We start from the raw sequence: 23,950 nt of genomic DNA, 5'->3' as shown, positions 1-23,950 counted from the left end.
CACAAAGCACCCTATAAAGGGCCGCCACCGCCACCTCCACCGGAGCCACGCGAACGCCGCCCCCCTCGACGACACCCGTGCATGCCGACCCACCCCACAGAGAGCCAGGAAGGCCCCTCGGCCGACCACCGAGCACCGGACGGACAGCCACCACCGCCCAACAGACCAACACCCCTCCGGCGCCGACCACCAAGCAGACAGGACGCACACCATCACGGCAGATCAGCGGGCCTCTGGGATCGGACGCCGAGCGGACGGGACGGACGGTCATCTCCGTCACGGCGGGTCAGCAGGTTCCCAGGGCCGGGCGGGCGGCCAGCGGGAGCCGGAGTACGAAGCGGGCGCCGCCGCCGGGACCGTCCTCCACATGCAGGGTGCCCTCGTGCGCCCTCGCGATGTCGCGAGCGATGGCCAGGCCGAGACCGGTGCCACCGGCGTCGCGGCACCGGGCGGCGTCGAGACGGGCGAAGAGCTCGAACACCCGTTCACGCTCATGGGCGGGGATGCCCGGTCCGTCGTCGGTGACGGTGAGCTCGGCGATGGCGTCGTGCGGGCGGATCTGGACCTGGATCCACCGCCGGGCGTGCTTGCGCGCGTTGTCGAGCAGGTTGGCGAGCAGCCTGCCGAGGTGGGCGGGAACCACGTCCACGGTCACCGCGGCGACGGTGCGCAACCGGACGTCCGGGCCGCCCTGCCTCGGGACGACCTGGTCGCGAACCGCCGCGGCAAGGTCGACGGGCTGATGGGGGGAGGGCGCCTCCGCCGTCACCCGCGTGAGCAGCAGCAGGTCGCGGACGATCGCCTGGAGCCGGTCGACGTCGCCGAGCGCCGCCTCCATGAGCGCGGGCAGGTCGGTCTGCTCGGGGTGAAGCCCGGCCTCCTCGAGCTTGACCCGCAGCCCGGCGAGGGGCGTGCGGAGCTCATGGGCGGCGTCGGCGGCGAACCGGCGCTGCCGGACGAGGTCCCGCTCGACGGCCGGATCCACACATGTCAAGGTCATCATGCACTCCCCCCAGAGATCCCGACGATGCCAACGGCCTGAGCGGGCGGTACGGCCCGCAGACCACGGCCTCCACCCTTCCGTCCGCAGTCGAGTCCCCGCTCGGGTCGGCGCATCATCGGCCGGTCACCCACTGAGACCGAACACCCCCCACATTCGTGACAGCCCCGCCCCTTCCCAAAGCCAGCGCCCCATCAACCGGCACGATCCTCCACCCCGCCACGGACCGGACGCCTACGGCACCCGACCTGAAGAACAACGACGCACCGGTGCGATCACCACCCACCTTCACCCGGCGCGGCTCTTCACCCAGGCATGTGCTGGAGGTGATCGGCGCCGGGTCGGCGAGTCGTGGTACGGCGAGGGCGGCGCCGTCTACGGCGCCGGACCCGTGCACGTTCGGGGCCGGGGCGCACTCGCTAGGCGAGGTTCGCGGCGTACACCGACACGTCGGTGCCCTCGACCTCCTCCGCGCCCATCGCGCGGGCCAGCTTGCGGTAGCGGTCGGCCTCGTCGTGGCGGCTGCGGCGCTCCAGGGTGCGGGCCAGCACCTCATGCGCCCAGCCGTTGGCCGGGTCGAGCTCCAGCAGGCGACGGAAGCTCTGCTCGGCGCGGCCGAGCTGGGCGCTGTGGAAGTAGGCCCTGCCCAGCAGCTCGACGGCCGCCCGGTTGCCCGGCTCGGCGGCCACCACCGGCGCCAGGATGCGCGCCGCCTCGGCATAGTCCCTGGCCTCGAAGAACAGGCACCCGCGCTGGTACTCCTCGTAGCTCATCGACCTCTCCCCTCGCGGCCCCCGGCGCCTCGCCGGACACCCGACCCCCCACAACACCCCCACCCCCCTCTCTCTTCCGCAGGACGCGACCAGCGCCCGCCCCTTCCGCCGAGCGATCTGCGGATCAAGGCGGACACACGAGTTCGAGCAGGCCGAGAGCGATGCGCGGGGAACGTGCGATCGGCGTGTTCACCCCATGCCTCATGGTCACCGACGTGTGAGGAGCGTGCCTCGGGTGATCGCCGTCACCCACTCGGAGCCGTAGGCGACCGCAGTCGCCCACTCCTCCCTACAGAACGGATCAGCCGAGTGGGCATCGGATACGATCACCACACTCGCCGCACTGTCGACAGATGGGATGTTGTCTGATGAAGGTGGCAGTTCTCTTAGCCGGGTTCCTGGGTCTGCTCGTCGGAGCGCCGGCCGCCGCGACGGCCGAGACAGGAGCGAGCCCCGGAACGTCCCCGACCTCCGTCTCCGGAACCTTCACCCCCGCGGGCGGGCCGGCTCACCAGGCCTATCCGAGCGACTTCCCCCTCCCTGACGGCTTCCCGCCCGAGGGCATCGCCATCGGCCCGGGCCCTGTCGCGTACTTCGGCTCCCGCGCGACCGGCGAGATCTACCGGGCGGACCTGCGCACGGGCCAGGGCCGCGTCATCAGCCCCGGACCCGGCACCCCCTCGCTCGGCCTGAAGATCGACCCGCGCGGCCGGCTGTTCGTCGCCGGCGGCACCGGCGGCGACGCCCGCGTGATCGACACCCGCAGCGGCGCGGTGCTCGCGAGCTACCGCCTGGCCACCGAGGCCTCGTTCGTGAATGACGTCGTGCTCACCCCTGACGCGGCGTACTTCACCGACTCGGTCAACCCGGTGCTGTACAAACTGCCGTTCGGGCGCGGCGGAGCGCTGCCGACCGAGGTGGTGCGGGTGCCCCTGACCGGCGACATCGTCTACACGGCCGGGTTCAACGTCAACGGCATCGCCCCCACCCCCGACGGCACGGGCCTGATCATCGTCCAGTCGGGCACCGGCAAGCTGTTCCGCGTCGTCCCCTCGACGGGCGTCGCCACCACGATCGACCTCGGCGGCGAGTCCCTGATCGACGGCGACGGCCTGCTGCTGGACGGCCGCGTCCTGCACGTCGTGCAGAACAGCCTGAACACCGTGACGTCCCTGCTTCTGGACCGGGGCGCCACCTCAGGGAAGGTGGTGCGCAGGCTGGTGGACGACCGCTTCGACATCCCCACCACGATCGCGGCCTTCGGCGACCGCCTCTACCTCCCCAACGGCCGCTTCACCACACCCCCCACCCCCACCACCCCGTACAACGTCGTGGCCGTCGCCCGCACCTGACCCCCCGCACCACCGGTGTCCGGTTCCAGGCGCACCACCCGGCGACCCGTACGCCTGGAACCGGAGTTCGCGCGCAAGCCGCTTGACGGGTGCCCGCTTCCAGCGGAGGCCTTCGGGTCAGGCCCGCTCACGGTGTCGGCGTGCGGAGCGCACGGCCGCGGCCTGCTCGCCTCCCGCGTTGTCACGCTTGGGAGCGCTTCGCCGCGAAACGGCGTGCCAGTTCCCTGCCGCGTGCCACCTGCACCTTCTTCGCCTGGCTCGTCGCGAACCGCAGCAGCCCGAAGGGCGCCGACAGCCGGTAGTGGTCGACCACCCGGGTTCCACCGGGCACCGGGTCGATGCGGTAGCCGTAGGCCACCCGGACGCCGCCGGGGCTGACCACGTCGCCGGTTATGGCGCCCTCCCCCAGGTGCAGCGTGACCTCGATGACGTTGTCATGTCGCAACGGCCCCAAGGTGAACCGCTCGACCGCCGTGAAGTGCACCGCGTCCTGCCCGCGGCGGACGTCGCGGACCTCGACGACCAGCGGGGACAGGCCAACGTGGTTGTCCGGGTCGGCCAGGTGCTCGAAGACCTCCTCGACGGCAGCGGACAGGATCGTCGTGGTGCTGAACTCGACGCTTCTCATGCGGCATCCCGGTGAACGAAGGTGAATGCGAAGACGGCGTGGCGTTGGTGTCACGCGCGCGGAAGGAGCTGGTCGAGGACGGCGTCGATCTGGACGGCGTCCGGGCCGAGGAGCAGGCAGTCCGTACGCATCCCGTCGATCGCCTGCGACAGGATCGTGGCGGCGACCGCGGGACGCGGGACGTCCGCGCGCTCGAACTGTTCCCTGAGCAGATCGAGCAGGATCTCCCGCTGCGCGCGGTAGTGCTCGGCGAAACCCGGGTGGGTCGTGGCGTGCGACATGAACGCCTTGGCCACGCTCGTCTCGGCGGCGCGCTCCTCATCCAGTGGAAGCAACGCCCTGACGATCGCGGACAGCACCTGACGCGGGGATCGCGCGTCTTCTCCTGACTGGGCCCGGAGCCGGTCGGCGCAGCGCCGGCAGTGGTGTTCCAGCGCGAACAGGAGCATCTCCTCCTTGGTGCTGAAGTGGTGTTGCAGGGTCCCGGTCGTCACCCCGGCCTCGGCGGCGATCTCCCGCATGCCGGGGAACGTGCCGTGGCCGCGCATCAGAAGCCTTCCCACCGCGTCGGCGACCGCGGTGCGGCGCGCATCAGGCATCCACCGTTCTCGCATGCCCACCTCCATTACGACTGTAATGTAGCGGCCGCAGGGCACGCGATTGACCACCGCGGACGGGCGATCACCGTCGCCGGTCGTTCAGACGCCGGACCGGTCTGAACGTTGGGGGGGCCGACGAGCGGGGAGTCGTCCTGGCTCGGCGACCGGTCGGTTCTTTGTTTATGGGTATTTGTCCCTTTTGGATGGGCGATCAGGGAACATAAGGTCGGGCCGTACATCTGGCCCGATCCACCCCAGGAGATCATCTTCATGTTGCGCCCGCTCGCCGTCACCGCGCTCGTCGCGTTCTGCGTCGCCGCTCCGCTCACCGGCTCGGCTCAGGCGGCCGCACCGGTCGCGATGACCGTGACGTCCCCGTCGTCCGGGGGTTCCGCGACGTCCGGGGGTTTCGCCGCCTCCGGGGCGAGGGTCATCTACGGGTTCGCGTGGGCGGACGGGAAGGGCGTCCTGCGCGTCAGGCCGCTCAAGGCCACCCTCCACCCGAAGGGCGGTCCTCCTCGCTACACCTTCGCTCCCATCGCGGGCGCCAAGGAGAAGCGCGTCGCCTACGCGCGTGCCGACGTCCGCAGGGTCACCTCGGCGTGCGGTCTGAAGGAGACCGAGGGCGTCGTCAAGGTCGACGCCAAGGGGCTGGGCACCACCCGCTGCAAGCCGGCCGATCTCACGTTCGCGCTCGGCCTCGGGCCCACGCCGGTCAGGATCTCGCTGGGCGCCACCACGCGCGTCTACGAGGTCCTCGCCATGCCCGGCTCGCCGAAGACCGCCTACGGCACGATCAAGCGGGTGAACGACACGACGGTCATGTTCACCAGGGGCGGGAAGTCGACCAAGCTCGGGTATACGGGGCTGTCGTTCAGCCGCACCACCCGCTCGTGCGGCGCCGCCTGGGCGGCCGACCGCCATAACGCCCAGAAGAACGGCCTCGGCCACAAGTACTGCTCGACGGCGGACTTCACCAAGGCCCTGAGGTCCGCGAAGCGCCCCGTCGCCGTCAGAATCGACTACACGCCACTGAGCGGTCAGCTCAACCAGGTCTGGGAGACCAGCGCGCGTTGACCGTGGCCGCCTGACCCGCCGGCGCGGCGGGCAGGACGTCGACCCTGCCCGCCGCGCGACGGCCTGTCTCTCGGAACTCCGTGGCCGGTGGCCGCGGCTCGCCTACACCCGGCTCCATCGCTGGTTCGCAGCGGAGCCACAGGTCCACAGGATCACCGTGGTGCCGTTGGCGGTGTTGTTGTTGTAGACGTCCAGGCACAGGTTGCTGAACTGCACGCTGCGGATCGTGCCCTCGGCGGTGAGGTTCCACTGCTGGTTGGTTCCGCCGTTGCAGTCCCAGATCTGCACCTTCGTACCGGCCGTGGCTCCGGACGGCGCGTCCAGGCACTTGCCGAGAGCCTGGATGCTCTGCCCGCTGAACGTCCAGCGCTGGTTCGCCTGGCCATTGCAGTCCCAGATGACCGGCTGGGTGCCGTTGGTGGTGCTGCTGTTGGGCACGTCCAGGCAACGACCGGACGCCGCGCTGACCAGCGTGCTCGACGGCGTGCTCGACGGCGTCGGGGACGGGGTGACGGTGCCGCCGCCGCTGACGCGGTACACCACGGTGCCGTGCGCCGGGACGCCGGCCGAGATGGAGCCGGTGCTGCTGGTGGTGGCGTTGGTCCAGGCGTCGGTCAAGGTGAACGAGCTGCCCGACTTGCCGATCGCGGAGGCGGTGGTGGAGATGGTGGTGGTGCTGCCGCTCTGGTTGAACAGGGCGACCGCGACGTCGCCGTTGCTGAGCTTTTTGGCCAGTACGCGGCGGGTGCCGTCATTGCTGATCTGGGTCGCCTGCAGGCCGAGGGTGTCCTGGTTGATCGCGATCAGGTTCGCGTTCTTCAGAATCGTCTGGGTGGCGGAGTCCATGTTGCGCACATCGTTGCCCATGATCAGCGGGGAGGCCATCATCGCCCAGAGGGCGAAATGGCTGCGCATCTCGGTGTCGGTCATGCCGCCGCGGCCGATCTCCATCATGTCCGGGTCGTTGAACGCCCCCGGCTTGGCGTAGGAGGCGAGCGGGACGGTGACGTTGACGATGTTCTGGATGCCCATCGGGTAGCCGTTGGTCTGACCGGTGTCCCACTTGTTGGTGATGTCCTCGGTGGTCCGCCAGATGTTGGCGACATCGCCCCAGTTGCGTCGTGGCCCGGTCTTGTCGTGCACGCTGTTGGAGTTGATGCTGTAGAGGATCTGCCGCCCGGAGGACGCCAGCGCGTCGCGCATCTTGGCGAACGTGCGCACCTGGTCGTCGATGGTGCCGCTCGGCGAGCACCAGTCGTACTTCAGGTAGTCCACCCCCCAGGCGGCGAACTGCCTGGCGTCTTGGACCTCGTGCCCCTGGGCGCCGGTGGCGCCGGGGTAGCTGTTGAAGTACTGCGCGCAGGTCTTGTCCAGCGGAGCCTGGTAGATGCCGAACTTCAGCCCCTTGCCGTGCAGGTAGTCCCCCAGCGCCTTCATCCCGCTGGGGAACCGCGAGGAGTTGGGCTGCAGGTTCCCGGCGGAGTCACGGGTGGAGTTCATCCAGCAGTCGTCCACCACCACGTACTGGTAACCCAGATCACGCAACCCCGAATTCACGATCGCGTCGGCCATCTGCTTGATCAGCGACTCGCTGATGTTGCACCCGAAGGTGTTCCAACTGTTCCAGCCCATCGGCGGCGTACGCGCCACACCGTTCTCCAGGGCCTGCGCCGGCGCGGCGGCGGTCACGGCCGCGGCACCCGACGCCAGGACCAGGGCCGCGGCGGCGACCGGGGCGAGAATGGCGCGTATCCGTTTGCTGTGCAAAGAGGCTCCTCGGGGGTGCGGGCGGCCGGTTCGGTCCGGCAGGCTGGACGAGCGCCGTCCGGACCGGCGGCTTTCGGTTGTTAGCGCTAACAATCGATCGCCGGGTGGGTCACGGACGCAAGGGCGTAGGTGGTCCAGTGGAGAGTGCTTCGGCACTGGATCTCTGTCAAGCATGGGACGAGCCGTGATCACGCGAGCTGCGCCGACGCCGCATCCCGCCTGAAAGTTGCAGCCCGGACCCCACGGTGTGCGCGGGACCGCCGCGGTCCACCGGGCGCCGCGAACGAGAGACGCGCGACCACGATCCCGCCGCGGCCGCCGGCCGATGCCCCGCCGGCGGCCGGAGTGACTCAGTGCTCCGGGAGGGGGAGGTACTCGAACCAGTCGAAGTCGGCGACGTTGCCGGTGGGGTGGTTCTCGCCGCTGAGGTACATGCCGATGTAGGCGCCGATGAAGCCGCCCGCCATGCTGCTGCTGAGCACACGCCCGTCGACCGGCTCGCCGAGCCGGCGCCACTCGCCCGGCCGGGTGCCGTACAGCATCTGGTACTCCTGCCCGTGGGCCTCAACGCCGAGCCACAGCCGGCCCGGGGGCACGTCGGCCTGGACCATGGTGTGGTCCACGCCGTCCTGCCTGCGGATCACCGTCAGGCCGGAGGCCGTCATGACGAGCAGGATGTGGAAGTCGTCGTTCTGCACCAGGGCCAGCCCGGCCCGCTCGCGGTTCTCCGGGACGAACTCCATGGCGGTGTGCGCGGCGAAGTGCGCGTGCTCCTGCCGCCGGGCGATGAGGCTGGGGTTGGTGCGCTCGGTGATCGACTCGGGGCGGCCGCGCAGCCGCAGGAAGCCGGGGCGCTCGGTGAGGGTCCAGTACGGCTCGCGGGGCGTGCGCAGGTGGTTCCACTGGGGCATCAGCCGCGGGGTGTCGAAGTTGTCGCAGGCCGGCGGGGCGGGCCAGCGGCAGGGCGGGACGGAGGGGGCGTCCCCGGCGGGCTCGACGAGGCCGGCGACCGGCCAGCCGTCCTCCCAGCGCACCGGGGTCAGGAAGGTCTCCCTGCCGAGGTTGTAGTGGTAGCCGCCGTACGGGCGCATGGCCAGCAGCACCATCCACCAGTCGCCGCCGGGAGTCTGCACGAGGTCACCGTGGCCGGTGCCCACGATCGGGTGGTCGCGGCCGAGGTTGCGGTGGGTCAGGATCGGGTTGCGGGTGCTGCCGGTGTAGGGGCCGGTGACCTTGCCGGCGCGGGCGACGCTGATGGCGTGGTCGTGCTCGGTGCCGCCTTCGGACACCAGCAGGTAGTAGGCCCCGCCGATCTTGTAGAGGTGCGGCCCCTCGGCCCAGACGGCGCCCTTGACGGCGCCGTCCCACAGGATGTGCTCCTCGCCGACGAGCTTCATGCCGTCGAGGTCCAGCTCGCGGAGCCAGACCTCGGTGTGGCCCTCGTGGCGCCGCTGCCGGGCGGGGCGCGCGCCGTGCACCCACGCCCGGCCGTCGTCGTCGAAGAACAGCGACGGGTCGAAGCCCTCGGTCTCGGGCAGCCAGTAGGGCTCGCTCCACGGCCCGGCGGGGTCGGCGGCGGTGACGATGAAGTTGCCCGACTCCATCAGCCCGTCGACCAGCGTGGTGATCATGTAGAAGAGGCCGTCGTGGTGGCGCAGCGTGGGTGCGTAGATGCCTCCGCTGGGCCGTACGCCGTCCAGGGGCAGCTGCGACGCCCGGTCGAGCACGTGACCGAGCTGCCGCCAGTGCACCAGATCCTTGCTGTGGAAGATCGGCACCCCGGGGAACCACTCGAAGCTCGATGTCACCAGGTAGTAGTCCTCGTCCACCCGGCAGATCGAGGGGTCCGGATGGAACCCCGGCAGGATCGGGTTGCTGAAGCGCACCACGGACGGCCTTTCTCGTTGCGATCTGTACGATCCGGGCTACTTGCCCAGTTCGAGCACTCCCCATCCCGCCGTGCTCAGATAGGACCGGCCGGAGGAGTCGTTCCACGTGACGGCGCCGGTGCGGGCGGCCCCCGTCGCGTCGTTGACCTGGACGTCGAACCCCAGCAGGTCCCCCTTCGCGGGGGTGATGGTCGGCAGCGCGATCGACGCCTCGACGACGTACCCGCCGGGCACGACCTTGGCCGCGCTCACCAGGTTGTTCTTCACGCCCGCGGCGTCGAAGGTGCCCCCGATGGTCTGCCGGCCGGAGAAGGAGACGCGGTACTGCCCGTCGTCATCGTCGTATCCCTTGCTCTTGCCGTTGTTCGGGTCGACGAAGATCTCGACGGAGTCCTGCTCCCACGCGTTCTGCGACTCCTCGCTGAGCGCGGGGTCGGTGACGCGGGCGAGCACGTACAGGTGCCCGGCGTCCCACAGGGCCCGCACCTTGGCGGTCGCGCCGGAGCCGCCCTGGATCCAGGTGGCGGTGGTGACCTCGGGGGCCCTGGACCAGGCGGCGTCGGCGACGCCGTCGACGACCGGGGTGCCCTTGGCGGCGGTGGTCGGCTTGACCGGCGCGGTCAGCGTCAGCTCGCCCTTCCAGGAGACGTCCTTGCCGCCCTTGGCGTCGTGGGCGACCAGCTCGAACGGCAGCTTCCCGCCGAGCGCGGCGGAGGCGGGGAGCAGCGCCTCGGCGCGGTATCCGCCCGTGAGGGCGGCGGTGCGGTACCAGGAGGCGCGGCCGTCCCGCGCGACCACGCGGGCGGCGCCGCCGAGCCGCAGGGTGAGCGTGTCGGCCTTGTCGCAGGTGCGGTCGTCCACCTCGGCGAGCACGGCCAGGCCGGCGGCCGACCAGCGGGCCTGGAAGCGGGCGGCCAGGTCGCCCACCCGGGCGATCGGCGTGTCGGGCAGCAGGTTCCACTGCTGCTCGCGCTCGGCGTCGATCTTCACGCTCGCCTGCGGCGCGTCCAGGCGGCGGGTCAGCGGCGGCAACTGGGCAGGGTCGACGATGCCCCAGTACGCCGGCTTGGCCTGCAGTTCGTCGTCGAACGGCAGCGGCGCGTTGAGCCGGGTGATCGGGAAGGTGGACAGCCAGGTGCCGTCGTCGGCCAGGCCCCAGAGCGTCACCGAGGACAGACGGGCGGCCTGGCGGCGGAAGACGTCGAAGATCTCCTTGTAGCGGTACCCCTGGAGCGCCAGGACCTCCGGCGGGACGGTGGTGTAGGTGGAGACGAAGTCGGTGTAGACGCTCACGTCCAGCTCGGTGACCTGCTGGTCCACGCCGAGCCCGGCGAACAGCTCGATGGTCTTCTCGATCTCGGCGGCGGCGGGCTGCTCGATGTTGACGTGCAGCTGGTGGCCGACGGCGTCGATCGGCACGCCTTCGGCCCTGAGCTTCTTGACCAGGTTGAAGACGGCCTGGCGCTTGCGCGGCAGCTCGGTGTTGTAGTCGTTGAGCACCAGCTTGGCCGCCGGGTCGGCCTCGCGGGCGACGCGGAAGGCCGTGCGGATGAAGTCGTAGCCGGTGACCTGGAACCACGGGCTGCGGCGCATGCCGTCGGGCTGGTTCTCGTCCACGACCTCGTTGACGACGTCCCAGGTCTGGATCCTGCCCTTGTAGCGGCCCATCACGGCCCTGATGTGGTTCTCCAGCCGCTTGAGCAGCAGGGCCTTGTCGGCGGGGGCGGCGGTGAGGGGCCGGTCGCCGTCCTTGAACACCCAGTCGGGGGTCTGGCTGTGCCAGGCGAGGGTGTGCCCGCGGAACCGCAGGCCGTGCGCCGCGGCGTAGTCGACCAGGTAGTCGCCGTCGGCGAAGGTGAACTCGCCCTCGCGGGGCTCGGTGGCGTCCCACTTCAGCGCGTTGCCCGGGGTGACGCTGTCGAAGTGCCGGGTCAGCAGCTCCTCATGGCCGCCGAGGGTCTGGGCGCGGGAGATGGCGGCGCCGACCTGGAACGGCAGCGTGTCCTTGACCGCCGGGATGTCGGTCTGGATGGGCTTGGCGGGCACGTACGTCAGTGTGAAGTCGTCGATGTAGAACGGGAAGGTTCCGCTGGACGACTCGACGTAGACGCTGAGGAAGTCCACGTCGTAGGCCAGGGTGTATGAACCTTTCAGCTGCGTCCATCCGCCCGCGGCGATCGCGGTGGGCGCGGCGACCTGGTCGTAGCTCGCCGTCCCGTTCAGCCGGCGTTCGACCGACAGCCCGAGGTCGCCGGCGGTCGTGTCAGGTCCGAGCCGCACCCACACCGACAGCGTGTACTTCGACCCCTTGGTCATCTTGCCCAGGACGCTCCGCGCCGGGCCGTCCCAGGAGGCGCTCCTGGCGGTGGCGAGGAGGGCGGCGGTCCCGCCGTGGGCCTGGTCGGTGGCGACGGCCAGCGTGGCCGAGGCGCGCGGCGACCAGCCCTGGGCGGTGCCGGTCTCGAAGTCGGTGGTCACGCCGGACCGTCCGGGGTCGGTGTCGGCGGTGATGGTGACGTCGTCGAGGTAGAACGAGGCGGTGGCGTCGGAGCTCTCGGCGTACAGCAGCAGGTCGGGCGAGTCGGTGGTGAAGGAGTAGGTGCCGCTGATCTCCACCCAGGCCGCGTCGGTGACGGTGCCCGCGCCGACCCGCTCGTAGGTGGTGGTGCCGCCGTCGGGCGTGCGCTGCACGGTCAGGGCGATGGTGTTCGCGGACGTCCCCGCGGTCAGCCGCGCATGGGCGGTGACCGAGTAGGTGACCCCCTTCTCCAGGGGCGGGGTGACGGAGGCGCCGTTCCAGGTGTCGGTGCGGCCGGTGGTCAGCAGCGACGCCGAGCCCGAGTGGGCGGCGTCCTGGACGGCCGCGACCGACACCCCCGAGCCGCGCGGCGACCAGCCCTGGGCGGTGCCGTCCTCGAAGTCGTAGCTCGCTATCGTCACCGGCGCCGCGGCCTGTGCCGTCCCGGCCGTGATGCACGGCGACAGGGACAGCGGAAGGCATAACAAGGCGGCCGCCGCCCACGAGCGCGGGAAGCGCATGACTGGTCTCCTCAGGGTCAGGCCGAGTAGGGCCATGGATGGAGCGGGCCGGTCAACAGTGATCGCCGGGGCCGGCGTCGGCCCCGGCGATCATGCGCCGGATATACGGGCGGTCCTGCTTCTGGCGCCTCCCCCGAGGTCAGGTGCCGGAGGAGCGCGGGGAACCGGTCGCAGGAGCACTTCGGGTCGTGGCGGGTCCCGCGGTCAGGCGGCGCCCGAGGTGAGGTTGGCGGTGAGCAGCTCGATGAGCCGGTCGCGCCGCGCGCAGCCGGCCAGGGCGAAGGAGTCGGCCAGGGCGAGCAGCTCGCTGTCGTCCAGCCCGCCGAACAGCGAGGCGTACTCCGGCACCAGCGCCTGGGCGACCAGGATGTGCCGGAGCAGGTCGTCGGTCTGGTAGCGGGCGCCCCACGGGTAGGGCTCCCAGTGCGGGAACTCCTCCTCGACCAGCCGGTGCAGCGGGGCGAGCACGTCGGAGGACTCCTCCATCGTGGAACCCCAGCGGTCGGCGCCCAGCCGCTTCTTCTTGGCCACGAAGTCGCCGAAGCGCCGCAGGTAGGGCCCCTCGGGGTCGGCGTGCACCAGGCCCTGCAACCCGACGTCCTTGTAGGTCCACAGCGACCAGCCGGCCTGGTAGCCGTCGAAGATCTCCAGCTGGTCGGCCAGGATCTGGTAGCGCTGCGCGTCGATCGCGGGGTCGCCGGTGTAGACCGGGCCGAACTCGCCGACCCACAGCGGGGTGCCGGTCTGCCGCTGGAAGGTGGTGCGCTTCTCGAAGGCCCGTTCCAGCTCGCCGCGGTCCACCCACTCGCCGCGCGTGTACCCCGGGTACGGGCCGCCGTGGGCGAACCCGGCGAGCGCGTAGTCGTGGCAGACGAACACCGTGTTCTCGTACACCTCACGGAAGATCGAGAAGTCGGTGGAGTAGGTGTTGCCGTCCAGGAACAGCACGTGGGCGGGGTCCACGGCGCGCAGCGCCTTGACCAGGCGGTCGTAGAACGGCCCGATGACCCGGCCGCCGACGTCGCCGGGCTCGTTGATCGGGTTGTACCCGGCGACCCACGGGTTGTCCTTGTAGCGGTCGGCGATCACCTCCCACAGGTGGACCGCGCGGTCCTGGAAGTGCCGGTGCCGCCAGAACGACGCGACGTGGGTGGGGTTGTCGGAGTGCCAGTGCTGGTTCTGCGCGCCGGGCAGGGCGTGCAGGTCGATGACGCTGTAGATGCGCCGCTCGGCCAGCAGCCCGATCACGCGGTCGAGGTGGCGGAAGCCGTCCTCGATGATCTCCATCGGCCGGTCGTCGGACTCGAAGTGACGGTAGTTCACCGGGATCCGGACGCAGTTGGCTCCCATGGCGGCGAGCAGGGCGGCGTCGTCGGGGCCGAAGAAGGAGGTGAGCAACCGGTCGAAGAACAGCGCCGCCCGCTCCTCCCCCAGCACGTCGCGCACGGCGTCGCGCATGGTCGACTCGTTGGCCGGGTAGCCGGTGATGAAGTTCTCCATGTTCATCCAGCCCCCGAGACCCACTCCGCGCAGCCGCACCGGGGTACCGTCGGCGGCGACTAACTGGGGTCCGGACACACGCAGGGTCATCAGCGCTCCTTCGGAGATGGCCTTATCGGCCGTGGAAGCTCGGTATGTCGTTCGGGTCGGTCACCCCTTCGTCGCTCCCGCGGTGAGTCCGCCGATGAGCTGGCGCTCCGCCACGGCGTAGAACGCGAGGGCGGGCACCATCGCCAGGACGATGTAGGCGAGGATCCGGGCGGTGTCGGCGGAGTACTGCCCGGTGAACTGCTGCACGCCGAGCGGGATGGTCCACCAGTTGGGGTCGTTGAAGATCACCAGCGGCAGGAAGAAGTTGTTCCAGCTCGCCACGACCGCCAGCACCGACACGGTGGCCAGGGCCGGCCGGGCCATCGGCAGCAGGATGCGCCAGAAGAAGCCGAACGAAGTGCAGCCGTCGATCGTCGCGGCCTCCTCCACCTCCCGGGGGATGGTGCGGAAGAAGGCGCGCAGGATGATGATCGTCATGGGCAGCCCGAAGGCGGCCTGCGGCAGGATCACGCCGAAGGGGTTGTCCAGCAGCCCCAGGGTCCGCAGCAGGACGAACAGCGGCAGGATGGCCACGGCGAACGGGAACATCAGCCCCATCGCGAACAGCGTGTACAGGAACTCCCTGCCGCGGAAGGCGAACCGGGCGAACACGTACGCCGCCATGGCCGACAGCCCGACGACGATGAGCGTCGTGGCCACCGCGACGAAGATGCTGTTGACGAGCTGGCGCCAGAACGAGCCGGAGAAGAGCACGTCGGTGTAGTTCTCGGGGACCCAGGGCGAGGGCAGGCCGAAGGGGTTGGTCGAGAGCTGGCCGGTGTCCTTGAACCCGCCGATCACGGCGAACAGCAGCGGTACCACGACGAACGCGCCGAGGATGATCACGACCGTGTGCAGCGAGATGGAGCGGAGCATGCCGAGGCGGGGCCCCGTCCGCTCCCTGACGTGCGCGGTCATCGCTGGTCTCCCATGGTGGTGATCGCTCCCTGTGTGTCGCGGCGCATGACGAACCGCTGATAGCCGAGCGCGAACACCAGGCTGATCAGGAACATCACGACGCTGATGGCGCTGCCGTAGCCGATCTGGGAGCGCTTGAAGCCGAACTGGAACATCGTGACGGCCATGGTCTCGGAGGAGTGGATGGGCCCGCCGGCGGTGAGCACCCACACCAGGTCGAAGAGCTGGATCGCCCCGATGATGGACAGGAACACGCTGATACGGATCGTCGGCCCGAGCAGCGGCAAGGTGACGTACCGGAACTGCTTCCAGGGGCCGGCGCCGTCGATCGAGGCCGCCTCGCCGAGCTCCTTGGGGATGGACTGGCGGCCGGCCAAGTAGAGGATCATGTGGAAGCCGAAGTACTTCCAGACCATGACCAGGAACAGCGACATCATGACCGTGTCCGGCTCGGCCAGCCAGCTCGACTCCAGGCTCGAAAGGCCGATGGCGCCGAGGATCTGGTTGGCCAGGCCCGACTCCGGCGACAGGATCATGTTGAACAGCACACCGGTGATCACTTCGGAGAGCACGTACGGGGCGAAGAACAGCAGCCGGTAGAACGCCCGGCCGCGCATCTTCTGGTTGAGCAGCATGGCGATCGCCAGGGCGAGCGGGAGCTGGATCACCAGGGACAGGATGATCAGCACGGCGCCGCGGCGGAGGTCGCCGAGGAAGACGTCGTCGGCGAACATCCGGGTGAAGTTGTCCAGCCCGATCCAGTTCTGCGGCAGTCCGCCGAGCCCGTTCCACTTGTACAGGCTGGTGTAGGCGGCCAGCACGATCGGCGCCAGCACCAGCAGCCCGAACAACACGAGCGCCGGCAGCAGGAACAGCGTGATCGTCGCCAGACCCCTGAACCGGCGACGGCGTGCGGAGGGCGCGGAGCCTGGCCCGGCCCGGCGCGGCAGGTCGGCCGCGGCCGCGGGCCTGTCGGTCAGCGCGGGTCGTGTCATCGTCTTCCTCAGCGTGGAGCCCCGGGCGCAGCCCTGGGGAAGAGCGGCGCGGTGCCGCTCGGTGGTCGATGGGGGGCGGGCCGCGGATGGGGGACCACGCGCGCCCGTCCCGGCGCGCGTGGTCCCCCGTCCGCCTTCCGGCTATTCGGACTTGGCGGTCTCGGTGACGGCCTGGGTGACCTGCTCGGGGGTCTTGGAGCCGGCGATAAGCGCGGCCACGCTGTCGTTGACCTCCTGGCCGACGGCCGGCGGGTAGGCCTGGTCGAGGTAGAGCTGGAACCCGGAGGCGCCGGCCAGCGTCTTGGCGACGACGGCGAGGTTCGGGTCCTTCACGACGCTCTCCTCGCCCTTGAGCACGGGCTGGATGCCTCCGGTCTCCACCGCCGCGGCGTGGACGTCCTTGCTGGAGAGGAACTTCAGGAAGTCGACGGCCGCGGGCGGGGCGTTCACGCCGACCGCGTACCCGCCGCCGCCGCCGAAGGCGTCGGTGGCCGAGCCCTTACCGCCGTCGACGGACGGGAAGGTGAAGAAGCCGAGCTTGTCGCCCAGGTCCTTCTTGCTCGCGTCCTTCTCGACGGTCGGCGCCCACTGGCCCATCAGCTCCATGGCGGTCTTGCCGTTGCCCATGAGGGCGGCCTGGCCGTCGGGCGTGGAGTAGGCGGCGCCGAGGAAGCCCTTCTGGAAGGGCTGCAGGTCGGCCAGCTCCTTGAGCTTCTGGCCGGCCGCGACGAAGTCGGGCTTGTTGAAGTCGTGGTCGACCGCGGCCTGCTTGAGCGCGTCCAGGCCCGCGATGCGCATGGCGAGGTAGGCCCAGTAGTAGTGACCGGGCCACTTCTCCTTGCCGGCGAGGGCGATGGGGGTGACGCCCGCCGCCTTGAGCTTCTTGACGGCGTCGATGAACTCGGTCCAGGTGGCGGGCGCCGCGGCGATGCCGGCCTTCTTGAACAGGTCCTTGTTGTACCAGAAGCCGACCATGCCGATGTCCTGCGGGATGGCGTAGGTCTTCTGGTCGAACTGGTAGGCCGCCAGGGAGGCCGGAGTGAAGTCGGCGATCCAGGTGGCGGCCTCGGAGGAGAGGTCCTTCACCAGCCCGGCGTCGATCTGCTGCTTCAGCACGCCACCACCCCAGGTGGTGTACACGTCGGGGGTCTTCCCCGACTGCGTCACCGTGGCGAGCTTGGCCTTGAACGCCTCGTTCTCGATGGGGACGTTCTTGATCGTGACGTTCGGGTGTGCGGTCTGGTACTCCTTGACCTTCTGCGCGTAGAAGCTTTTCATGGGTTCGGTGGTGGAGATGTTCCACCACTCGACGGTGACCTTGCCCGCCGACGCGGTCCCCGTCGCCGCGCCGCCCGTGTTCGTCTGCCCGCCGCAGCCTCCCGCCAGCAGCGCCGCCGTCGCGGCCAGTAAGACCACACTTCGCCGACTCAACGACATCCTCGTGGTTCCTTCCTCATAACGCACCCGCTGCGAGAGCTCCGTACTCCGCCCCGAGAACTTTGAAAGTTTCTTTGGCACCCCCGAATATTTCGTGACCCGGAGAGTACGTAAACCGCACGTAACACGTCAATAGCCACACAGGAACGGGTTCGCGATGCCGAGGACAGCATGGCGTCCCGAGGGCCGCACGGAACAGTGGCCCCGGCCGGGAAATTCCGAAAGCTTTCGGATACACTCCGTCGCATGTCAGCGAAGAGGCGGGTCACCATCGCTCTGATCGCCGAGGAGGCCGGAGTCTCGGTCCCGACGGTGTCCAAGGTCGTCAACGGCCGCCCCGAGGTGGCGCCCGAGACGCGCCGCCGGGTCGAGCGCCTGCTCCACGAACACGGTTACCGGCGCCGCACCGGCCAGGGGGACGGCCCGGTCGGCCTCATCGACCTGGTCTTCGCCGAGATAGAGAGCCCGTGGGCCATGGAGATCATCCGCGGCGCCGAGACGGCGGCCCGCGAGGCCGACGCGGCCGTGGTGGTCTCCGTGCTGCACACCCATTCCGGGCCGGGCCGCGACTGGCTCGACCGCATCGCCGCCCGCCGCACCGACGGCGTCGTCCTGGTCGCCTCGAAGCTGACCCGCCGCCAGCACGGCCAGCTCCTCGCGCGGTCCATCCCCTTCGTCATCGTCGACCCCGAGGGCGAGCCCGCTCCCGACGTCGCCTCGGTCGGCGCGACCAATTGGCACGGCGGCCTGGCGGCGACCCGCCATCTGCTGGAGCTGGGCCACCGCCGCATCGGGATGATCGGCGGGCCGGCCGAGATGCTGTGCAGCCGGGCGCGCATCGACGGCTACCGCGCCGCCCTGGAGACCGCCGGGGTGGCCGTCGACCCCGAGCTGATCCGCTACGGCGACTTCCTGGTCGACTCGGGCCACATCCACGGCAAGGCGTTCCTGGAACTGCCCGACCGGCCCACCGCGGTCTTCGCCGGCAGCGACATGCAGGCGTTCGGCGTGTTCGAGGCCGTGCGCCGGGCCGGGCTCCGCGTGCCCGACGACCTGAGCGTCGTGGGGTTCGACGACCTGCCCCTGGCCCGCTCGGCGTGGCCGCCGCTGACCACCGTGCGCCAGCCGCTGGAGGAGATGGCCGCGCTGGCCACCCGCATGGCCCTGGAGATCTCGCGCGGCGACTCGCTGGAGACCCGGCGGGTCGAACTGGCCACCGACCTGCTCATCCGCGACAGCACCGCCCGGCCGCAGCTCTAACGGCCCGTCGCGTCCCGTCCGTGAAACTTTCAGCCGTCCACCCCACGGGTGGACGGCCTTGACGTTTATCGCCCGGCCGTTTTAGGTTGCTGCCACGAAAACTGTCATAAAACTTATGAAATGTTTCGGAGGGTCGGGTGCGCAGACGAGCGCGGGCCGCCACGTCTCGGACGGACGGCGCGTCCGGCCAGGCCACCGCCTGCGCGCGCGCACGCAGCGCGATCGCGCCCGCCGCCACCGTCCCCGGCGCCAGAGTTCCCCGCGGGACGCCGGCCGCGACGCCCGTCGCCGGCGGGACACGATCGGATCACGGCGGCGGAGAGCGGCACCTGCGCCGCCGTGATCTTCCAGCGCCGCTCCCGGACGGGGTCGCCACGGGCGCGTCCGAGGAGCGCCGGCGGGCCCGTCTCTCCGGGGACGCCGCCCGATGAGCGCGCACCGACGCCCGGGCGGGCACCCGGAAGGTCCCGGAGCCGGCGAGGCTCCGGAGCCGCGCGAATCCTCCGAGTCCCCGACGCCCGAAGGGTCCCCGGCGTACGCGGAGTCCTCGGCCGGCATGGTCCGCGAGCCGGCCGCCCAAGACGTGGAGGGCATCTCAAGGGCGCTCGAGGTGCCCTCCACCATGCCCTCCACCATGCCCACCGTCACGCCCTCTGCCGTTGGCCCCGTCATGGGCCCCGTCATGGGCTTTCCCGGCGGCGTCGGCGTCTCGGGTCTGCGCGTCTACGACTGGCCCTCGGCCGACGGCGCCTGCGGCGGCTCACCGCACATGCACCTGCTGTGCTCGGAGGCGTACGTCGTCGTGGAGGGCGCCGGCTCGGTCCAGACGCTGACGTGGGAGGGGTACGACGAGACCCCGCTCGCGCCCGGCGCGGTCGTGTGGTTCACACCGGGCACCATCCACCGGCTGGTCAACGACGACGCCCGCCTGCGCATCGTGGTCGTCATGCAGAACAGCGGCCTGCCCGAGGCGGGCGACGCCGTGTTCACCTTCCCGCCCGACGTGCTCGACGACCCGGCGGCGTACGCCGAGATAGCGGCGGTCACGGACGAGGCCGACGCGCGGCGGCGCAGGGACGTCGCCATCGAGGGGTTCCTCGCACTGCGCGAGCGCGGCCAGGAGGGGCTCGCCGCCTTCCACCGGCAGGCCGCGCGCATCGTGTCGGGCAAGCTCGGCTCCTTCGAGGAGCGGTGGCGGTCGGGGGCCCTGCGGGCGGCCGAGGCCACCGGCGCCCACCTGCGGGCGCTTCGCGACGGCGACACCGCGCACCTCAGGCAGGCGCGCGTCATGTCCGCGGCCGCCGAGCCGCGTCTCGGCATGTGCGGGCGCCTTGAGACCTACCGGCTGGGCGAATGAGCGATCAGGGAACAGCGCGGATCTTCCACACCAGCCCGGCGCCGAGCAGCGTCAGCGCGGCCGCGGTGAGGTAGAGCACCGGATAGCCGCCCAGGCCCGACACGATCGGGCCGGCGATCACCGGCCCCAGCACCTGGGGGCCCGAGTTGGCGATGTTGATCAGGCCCAGGTCCTTGGCCCGGCCGGTCGCCGCGGGCAGCACCTGGGTGACCAGGGCGTTGTCCACCGCGAGATAGATGCCGAAGCCGACGCCCATGATCACGGCGGCCGCCACGACCATCGGCCACAGCGGCCAGAACGCCATGATCACGAAAGGCGCCGCGCTGATCGCGCCCGAGACCGTGACGAGCATCTTGCGCCGTCCCATCCGGTCGGAGACCACCCCGCCGGCCACGGCGGTGACCACCACCGCCGCGGTGTAGATCAGGATGAGGACCAGCAGGCCGTCCTCGGCCCTGCTCCCGGGGAACAGCCGCTCGTAGCCGACCGCGTCGGTGAGGAAGTACAGCAGGTACAACAGCGCGACGGCGTTGCCGAGCTGCATCAGGAAGCGGGTCAGCCAGGCCCAGGCGAAGTCGGGGTGCGCGCGCGGGCTCACCCACAGGCCGCCCACGAACCCCCTCAGGCTGAACGGCGGCCGCAGCCGCGCCGGCAGCGGCGCGTCCCGCGTGGTCAGGACGAACGGCAGCACGCCCAGCGGCACCAGGGCGGCGATCAGCAGGTATCCGGCCCCCGTGGTCGTCGCGACCATCGTCACCAGCACGACCGCCAGCACCACCCCGAGCGTCTGCGGCACGCCGATCCACCCCGACACCTCGCCGCGCTGGCCCACCGGCACGTGGTCGGGGACGCCGGCCGTCAGCGCGGCCTGCATGGCGTTCAGCCCGGCCTGCGCGAGGCACCAGCCGATGAGCACGCCCGCGAACGAGCCCTGGAAGGCGAGAAAGGCCAGGCCGAGCCCACCGGCCACCGCACCGAGCAGCGTCCACGGGTGGCGTCTGCCGAAACGCCCGGCGGTGCGGTCGGACAACGCCCCGGCCACCGGGTTGAACACCATCGCCACTGCGGCGCCGGCGCCGGTCACCCAAGCCAGGGCGCCCTCTTTGCCTCCCAGGTCCGTCACCAGCGCGATCTGCCGTGGCAGCAGCACCTGGAGCGGGCCGAAGTACGCCATCCACAGGACCAGGTTGGCCAGCGAGATGAAGGCGACCCAGCGCGGGCCGACCCTCCTGACCGGCTCGGCCAAGGCGAGAGGCGGGTCGTACGGCGGGGTGACGGGGGGAAGGGTGCTCACCGGCGCGGCTCCTGAGTGACGAGGCGTGCCCGGATGGTAGTCGCCGCACCCCCCTCCGATAAAGACCCACTTCTCCCCCGAACCGACGGCGGCGTCAGGACCCGGTGGTCGGGGGGCGGCGGGCGGTGAGGACCTCGGTGGTGAAGCGCTCCTCCCAGACGCCGCCGGGGTTGGCGGCCGCCAGGGCCGCGCCCAGGGCCTCGACGAAGTCGAGGGTGCGGTCGCCGAGCCGGGCCGGCGTGGAGTAGGAGAACGACAGCTGCAACCCCACCACCTGCTCGGTGTCGCGCCGCACCACGCGGTCGAACCGCGCCGTGGAGATCTCGCGGAACGCCGACTCGGCCACCACCTCCCTGTGATGGCGCCCCGACTGCCGGAAGGACTCGTCGTTCACCCGCCATTCGAGGCCGAACCGGTTGCGCACCGCCTGCACCACCGGCTCCCACGGCGGCTCCACCGGATCGCGGGTCGGCCCCACGAGCACGACGGCCCCGTCCGGCGGGAGCATGGCGTCCAGGTCGGACAGCACCCGCGCGCGCCGCATCCAGTGGAACGAGCGGCCCATGACGACGTGGTCGACACGGCCGAGCGGCAGCCCCGCGAGACGGGTGGAGTCCCCCTGCATCCAGAGGATGCCGGACGGCGCCCGGCGCGAACCCTCGGCGAGCATGTCCTCGCTCGGGTCGACGGCGAGGACCGTGCCGGCGAAGCGGGACAGCGGGATGGCCAGCGTGCCGGGACCGCAGCCGAGATCGAGCACCCTGGAGCGCTTGCCGAGGGCCAGCACGCGCGCGATGTAGGCGATGACCTCGTCGCCGTATGCGTTGCGGTAGCGGCGGTAATGCGCGGCCGCGCCGTCGTACAGCAGCCTTGGCTCCACCCGCCAATCCTAGCCACGCCCTCGGCCGCCTCACCGGGACTCATAGGTGGCACCATGGCAGCGTCCGGTGGAAACGACGGAAAGGTCAAGTCAATTGAGGTCCTGTCACGGCCGGAGCGCCGAGTGAGACGACTGCTGACGGTCCTGGCGGTGGCCTTCGCGGCGCTCGCGGTGGCGGTCGCGCCCGCCCTGGCGCACAACGTGCTGACGGGCAGCGACCCCAAGGACGGCGCCCGGCTCGCTTCCTTGCCCGCCCAGGTGACGCTGACCTTCGACCAGCCGGTGCGGGCCGACTTCGCCCAGGTGGCGCTGACCGGGCCCGACGGCAGGGTCGCCAAGGCGGCCGTGCGGGTCGTGGACGCCAAGGTGACGGCCGAGGTGCCGGCGTCGGTCGCGGCGGGCGCGGCCGGCGCGTACGTCATCGGATACCAGATCGTCTCCAACGACGGGCATCCGGTCACCGGCAAGATCGGCTTCACCGTCGCCGCCACCGGGTCCGCGGCTCCCGCCTCCCCGTCCACGACGCCCTCCGCCGGCCCCGCCGAACCCGGCGGGACCACACCGGCGACCGGCTCCGGCGGAGCGGGGGAGCCACCGGCGCCGTCCGGGGTAGCGGGGCAGGCTCCCCCAGCCGCGCAGCCGATCGCCGGCGCGGCGGCACCGGGGACGAGCGGCGGCGGCTGGGTATGGGGGCTGCTCGTCGCCGCCCTGCTGCTGTCGGGCCTCGGCATCCTCGTCGTCGCCCGCCAGAGCCGCCCGGCCCCCGGAGGCGACGCGTGAGTCCCACCGACGAGACCACCAGCGCGACCGTCCCCCGGCACTCCGGCACCGACCGGACTCCCCCGCCCGTCGACCCCCGCGCGACGGCCCGTCCCAGAAGCGAACAGGACACCGCTCGGCCCGCGGAGACCGGTCCCGCAGGCGAGCAGACCATCGCCCAAGTCGCGGAGGAGGCCCCCGAGGGTGAGCACGCCATGGGCCGGGGCGCGGAGGACGGGCTCGGAGAGGAGAGGGACACCGTCGGGCGGAGCGTCGCGACGGCGTCGCGAGGAGCGCGACGGGGGCCGGTGTGGAGGCTGGCCGGGGCGGCGCTGGTGGCGGTGGTGGTGGCGACGTGGTGGACCTCGCCTGACAGCGTTCCCGGCATCGCGATCCCGGGGCCGCTGGTGGAGTACGGCCTGCCGGTGACCCGCCTGGCCATGAATCTGTGCGCCCTGGCCGCCATCGGACTCAGCCTGCTGCCCAAGCTGGTCGGCTTCGACGACCCAGGACGCACCGAGCCCGTCCTGTCCACGGCCCGCACCTGGGCGGTGCTCGCGGCCTTCGGCTGGACCGTCACGGCGCTGGCCGCCATGGTGCTCAGCGCGGCCGAGCTCTCCCCCGGCCGAGCGCCCGACCCCGCGGCCTACGTCGAGGCCATCGGCTCGGGCCAGGGGCTGGTGATGAGCGCCGCGTGCGCCCTGGCCTTCACCTTCTTCGGCCTGCTGGCCGTGCGCTTCGGCGAGAACGTGCCCGCCGAGATCCGGGTGGTCGTCGCGGTGTTCGGCCTGCTCCCCCTGCCGGTCAGCGGGCACGCGTCCAACTGGTACTGGCACGAACTGAGCATGGTCTCGATGGAGTTGCACGTCGTCGCCGCCGCGATGTGGACGGGCGGCCTGGTGGCGATGGCCGTGCTGCTCGCCCGGCACCGCGACCTGCTGGCCCGGGCCCTGCCGAGGTTCTCCCGGCTGGCCACCGTGGCCCTGGCCGTGGTGGCCCTGTCCGGGCTGTTCAACGGGCTGGTCGAGCTGGCCTTGTCGCCTACCACGCGGCTGCCCGGGTCGCTGTTGACCACGCACTACGGCCAACTGGTGATCGTCAAGGTCCTCTGCGTGGGCGCGGTCGCCCTGCTGGGGGCCAACATCCGCTGGCGCCTGCTGCCGGCCGTCGCCCAGCGGCGGGCGACGGCGTTCGCCGCCTGGGCGGCGCTCGAGATAACGGTGATGGGCGTCGCCTACGGCGTGGCCGTCGCCCTCACCCGCGCCCCCGTAGCCTGACGCGGGACCGCGGCACCCGTTCGGCGCGAAGGCACAGGACGACGCCGGCCCGGCCTCTC

Annotated in this window: 19 protein-coding genes; 6 read left to right on the top strand and 13 right to left on the bottom strand. The window is 71.2% G+C overall.

Translation table 11 applies throughout. The features are described from left to right. Nucleotides 1-286 precede the first annotated feature (286 nt). Both ABZU32_RS09290 and ABZU32_RS09285 read right to left on the bottom strand, forming a co-directional pair. Nucleotides 287-1,000 carry a HAMP domain-containing sensor histidine kinase gene (locus tag ABZU32_RS09290; protein ID WP_354919400.1) on the bottom strand — a complete coding sequence of 238 codons (714 nt, stop codon included), beginning with the start codon at nt 998-1,000 and terminating at the stop codon, nt 287-289. A 419-nt stretch (nt 1,001-1,419) separates the two neighbouring features. After that, complete coding sequence (locus tag ABZU32_RS09285; protein WP_354850821.1) at nt 1,420-1,773, bottom strand: tetratricopeptide repeat protein; 354 nt, start codon at nt 1,771-1,773, stop codon at nt 1,420-1,422. Between the two features lie 374 nt (nt 1,774-2,147). Between ABZU32_RS09285 and ABZU32_RS09280 the strand changes: the two genes are divergently transcribed. Beyond that, complete coding sequence (locus tag ABZU32_RS09280) at nt 2,148-3,125, top strand: superoxide dismutase (RefSeq protein ID WP_354919397.1); 978 nt, start codon at nt 2,148-2,150, stop codon at nt 3,123-3,125. A gap of 181 nt (nt 3,126-3,306) precedes the next feature. Here the strand turns inward: ABZU32_RS09280 and ABZU32_RS09275 are convergent, their stop codons facing one another. After that, nucleotides 3,307-3,753, bottom strand: a complete 447-nt coding sequence (locus ABZU32_RS09275) for an SRPBCC family protein (protein ID WP_354919394.1) — start codon at nt 3,751-3,753, stop codon at nt 3,307-3,309. 50 nt (nt 3,754-3,803) lie between these two features. Next, on the bottom strand, nt 3,804-4,367 hold the full coding sequence (locus ABZU32_RS09270) for a TetR/AcrR family transcriptional regulator (protein ID WP_354919391.1): 564 nt from the start codon (nt 4,365-4,367) through the stop codon (nt 3,804-3,806). 255 nt (nt 4,368-4,622) lie between these two features. On the opposite strand from ABZU32_RS09270, the gene ABZU32_RS09265 reads away from it, so the two are divergent. Next, the gene (locus ABZU32_RS09265) at nt 4,623-5,429 is read left to right on the top strand and encodes a hypothetical protein (RefSeq protein WP_354919389.1); all 807 of its coding nucleotides are present in this window, start codon (nt 4,623-4,625) and stop codon (nt 5,427-5,429) included. A 102-nt stretch (nt 5,430-5,531) separates the two neighbouring features. Here the strand turns inward: ABZU32_RS09265 and ABZU32_RS09260 are convergent, their stop codons facing one another. The 7 genes from ABZU32_RS09260 to ABZU32_RS09230 form a co-directional block, all read right to left on the bottom strand. Further along, a complete protein-coding gene (locus ABZU32_RS09260) occupies nt 5,532-7,196 on the bottom strand; it encodes a ricin-type beta-trefoil lectin domain protein (RefSeq protein ID WP_354919387.1) in 1,665 nt (554 codons plus the stop codon). Nucleotides 7,197-7,546: 350 nt separating this feature from the next. After that, nucleotides 7,547-9,085 (bottom strand): glycoside hydrolase family 43 protein, encoded by a 1,539-nt coding sequence (locus ABZU32_RS09255; protein WP_354919384.1) that lies wholly within the window; start codon nt 9,083-9,085, stop codon nt 7,547-7,549. Nucleotides 9,086-9,121: 36 nt separating this feature from the next. Further along, nucleotides 9,122-12,124 carry an endo-1,4-beta-xylanase gene (locus ABZU32_RS09250; protein WP_354919382.1) on the bottom strand — a complete coding sequence of 1,001 codons (3,003 nt, stop codon included), beginning with the start codon at nt 12,122-12,124 and terminating at the stop codon, nt 9,122-9,124. A gap of 204 nt (nt 12,125-12,328) precedes the next feature. Then, on the bottom strand, nt 12,329-13,714 hold the full coding sequence (locus ABZU32_RS09245; RefSeq protein ID WP_354919379.1) for a cellulase family glycosylhydrolase: 1,386 nt from the start codon (nt 13,712-13,714) through the stop codon (nt 12,329-12,331). A gap of 60 nt (nt 13,715-13,774) precedes the next feature. Continuing rightward, entirely contained in the window at nt 13,775-14,632 is an 858-nt protein-coding gene (locus ABZU32_RS09240; protein ID WP_354919376.1) for a carbohydrate ABC transporter permease, read from the bottom strand. Continuing rightward, complete coding sequence (locus tag ABZU32_RS09235; protein ID WP_354850794.1) at nt 14,629-15,627, bottom strand: sugar ABC transporter permease; 999 nt, start codon at nt 15,625-15,627, stop codon at nt 14,629-14,631. The genes ABZU32_RS09240 and ABZU32_RS09235 overlap by 4 nt, the downstream gene beginning before the upstream one ends. Before the next feature lie 141 nt (nt 15,628-15,768). Beyond that, nucleotides 15,769-17,064 (bottom strand): extracellular solute-binding protein, encoded by a 1,296-nt coding sequence (locus ABZU32_RS09230; protein WP_354850792.1) that lies wholly within the window; start codon nt 17,062-17,064, stop codon nt 15,769-15,771. 246 nt (nt 17,065-17,310) lie between these two features. On the opposite strand from ABZU32_RS09230, the gene ABZU32_RS09225 reads away from it, so the two are divergent. Both ABZU32_RS09225 and ABZU32_RS09220 read left to right on the top strand, forming a co-directional pair. Then, the gene (locus ABZU32_RS09225; protein ID WP_354850789.1) at nt 17,311-18,324 is read left to right on the top strand and encodes a LacI family DNA-binding transcriptional regulator; all 1,014 of its coding nucleotides are present in this window, start codon (nt 17,311-17,313) and stop codon (nt 18,322-18,324) included. Nucleotides 18,325-18,751: 427 nt separating this feature from the next. Beyond that, on the top strand, nt 18,752-19,681 hold the full coding sequence (locus ABZU32_RS09220) for a cupin domain-containing protein (RefSeq protein ID WP_354919373.1): 930 nt from the start codon (nt 18,752-18,754) through the stop codon (nt 19,679-19,681). A 4-nt stretch (nt 19,682-19,685) separates the two neighbouring features. Here the strand turns inward: ABZU32_RS09220 and ABZU32_RS09215 are convergent, their stop codons facing one another. Further along, complete coding sequence (locus ABZU32_RS09215) at nt 19,686-20,975, bottom strand: MFS transporter (protein WP_354919370.1); 1,290 nt, start codon at nt 20,973-20,975, stop codon at nt 19,686-19,688. A gap of 94 nt (nt 20,976-21,069) precedes the next feature. Beyond that, a complete protein-coding gene (locus ABZU32_RS09210) occupies nt 21,070-21,855 on the bottom strand; it encodes a class I SAM-dependent methyltransferase (RefSeq protein WP_354919367.1) in 786 nt (261 codons plus the stop codon). A gap of 123 nt (nt 21,856-21,978) precedes the next feature. On the opposite strand from ABZU32_RS09210, the gene ABZU32_RS09205 reads away from it, so the two are divergent. Then, a complete protein-coding gene (locus ABZU32_RS09205; RefSeq protein ID WP_354919365.1) occupies nt 21,979-22,635 on the top strand; it encodes a copper resistance protein CopC in 657 nt (218 codons plus the stop codon). Beyond that, nucleotides 22,632-23,891: a CopD family protein gene (locus ABZU32_RS09200; protein ID WP_354919362.1), complete on the top strand. Its 1,260-nt coding sequence runs from the start codon at nt 22,632-22,634 to the stop codon at nt 23,889-23,891. The genes ABZU32_RS09205 and ABZU32_RS09200 overlap by 4 nt, the downstream gene beginning before the upstream one ends. Nucleotides 23,892-23,950 lie beyond the last annotated feature (59 nt).

It is taken from the genome of Sphaerisporangium sp. NPDC005288 (assembly GCF_040607475.1).
Taxonomy (GTDB): domain Bacteria; phylum Actinomycetota; class Actinomycetes; order Streptosporangiales; family Streptosporangiaceae; genus Sphaerisporangium; species Sphaerisporangium rhizosphaerae.
The sequence above is the reverse complement of the archived record's forward strand: the minus strand, read 5'-3'. Positions and strand labels throughout refer to the sequence as shown.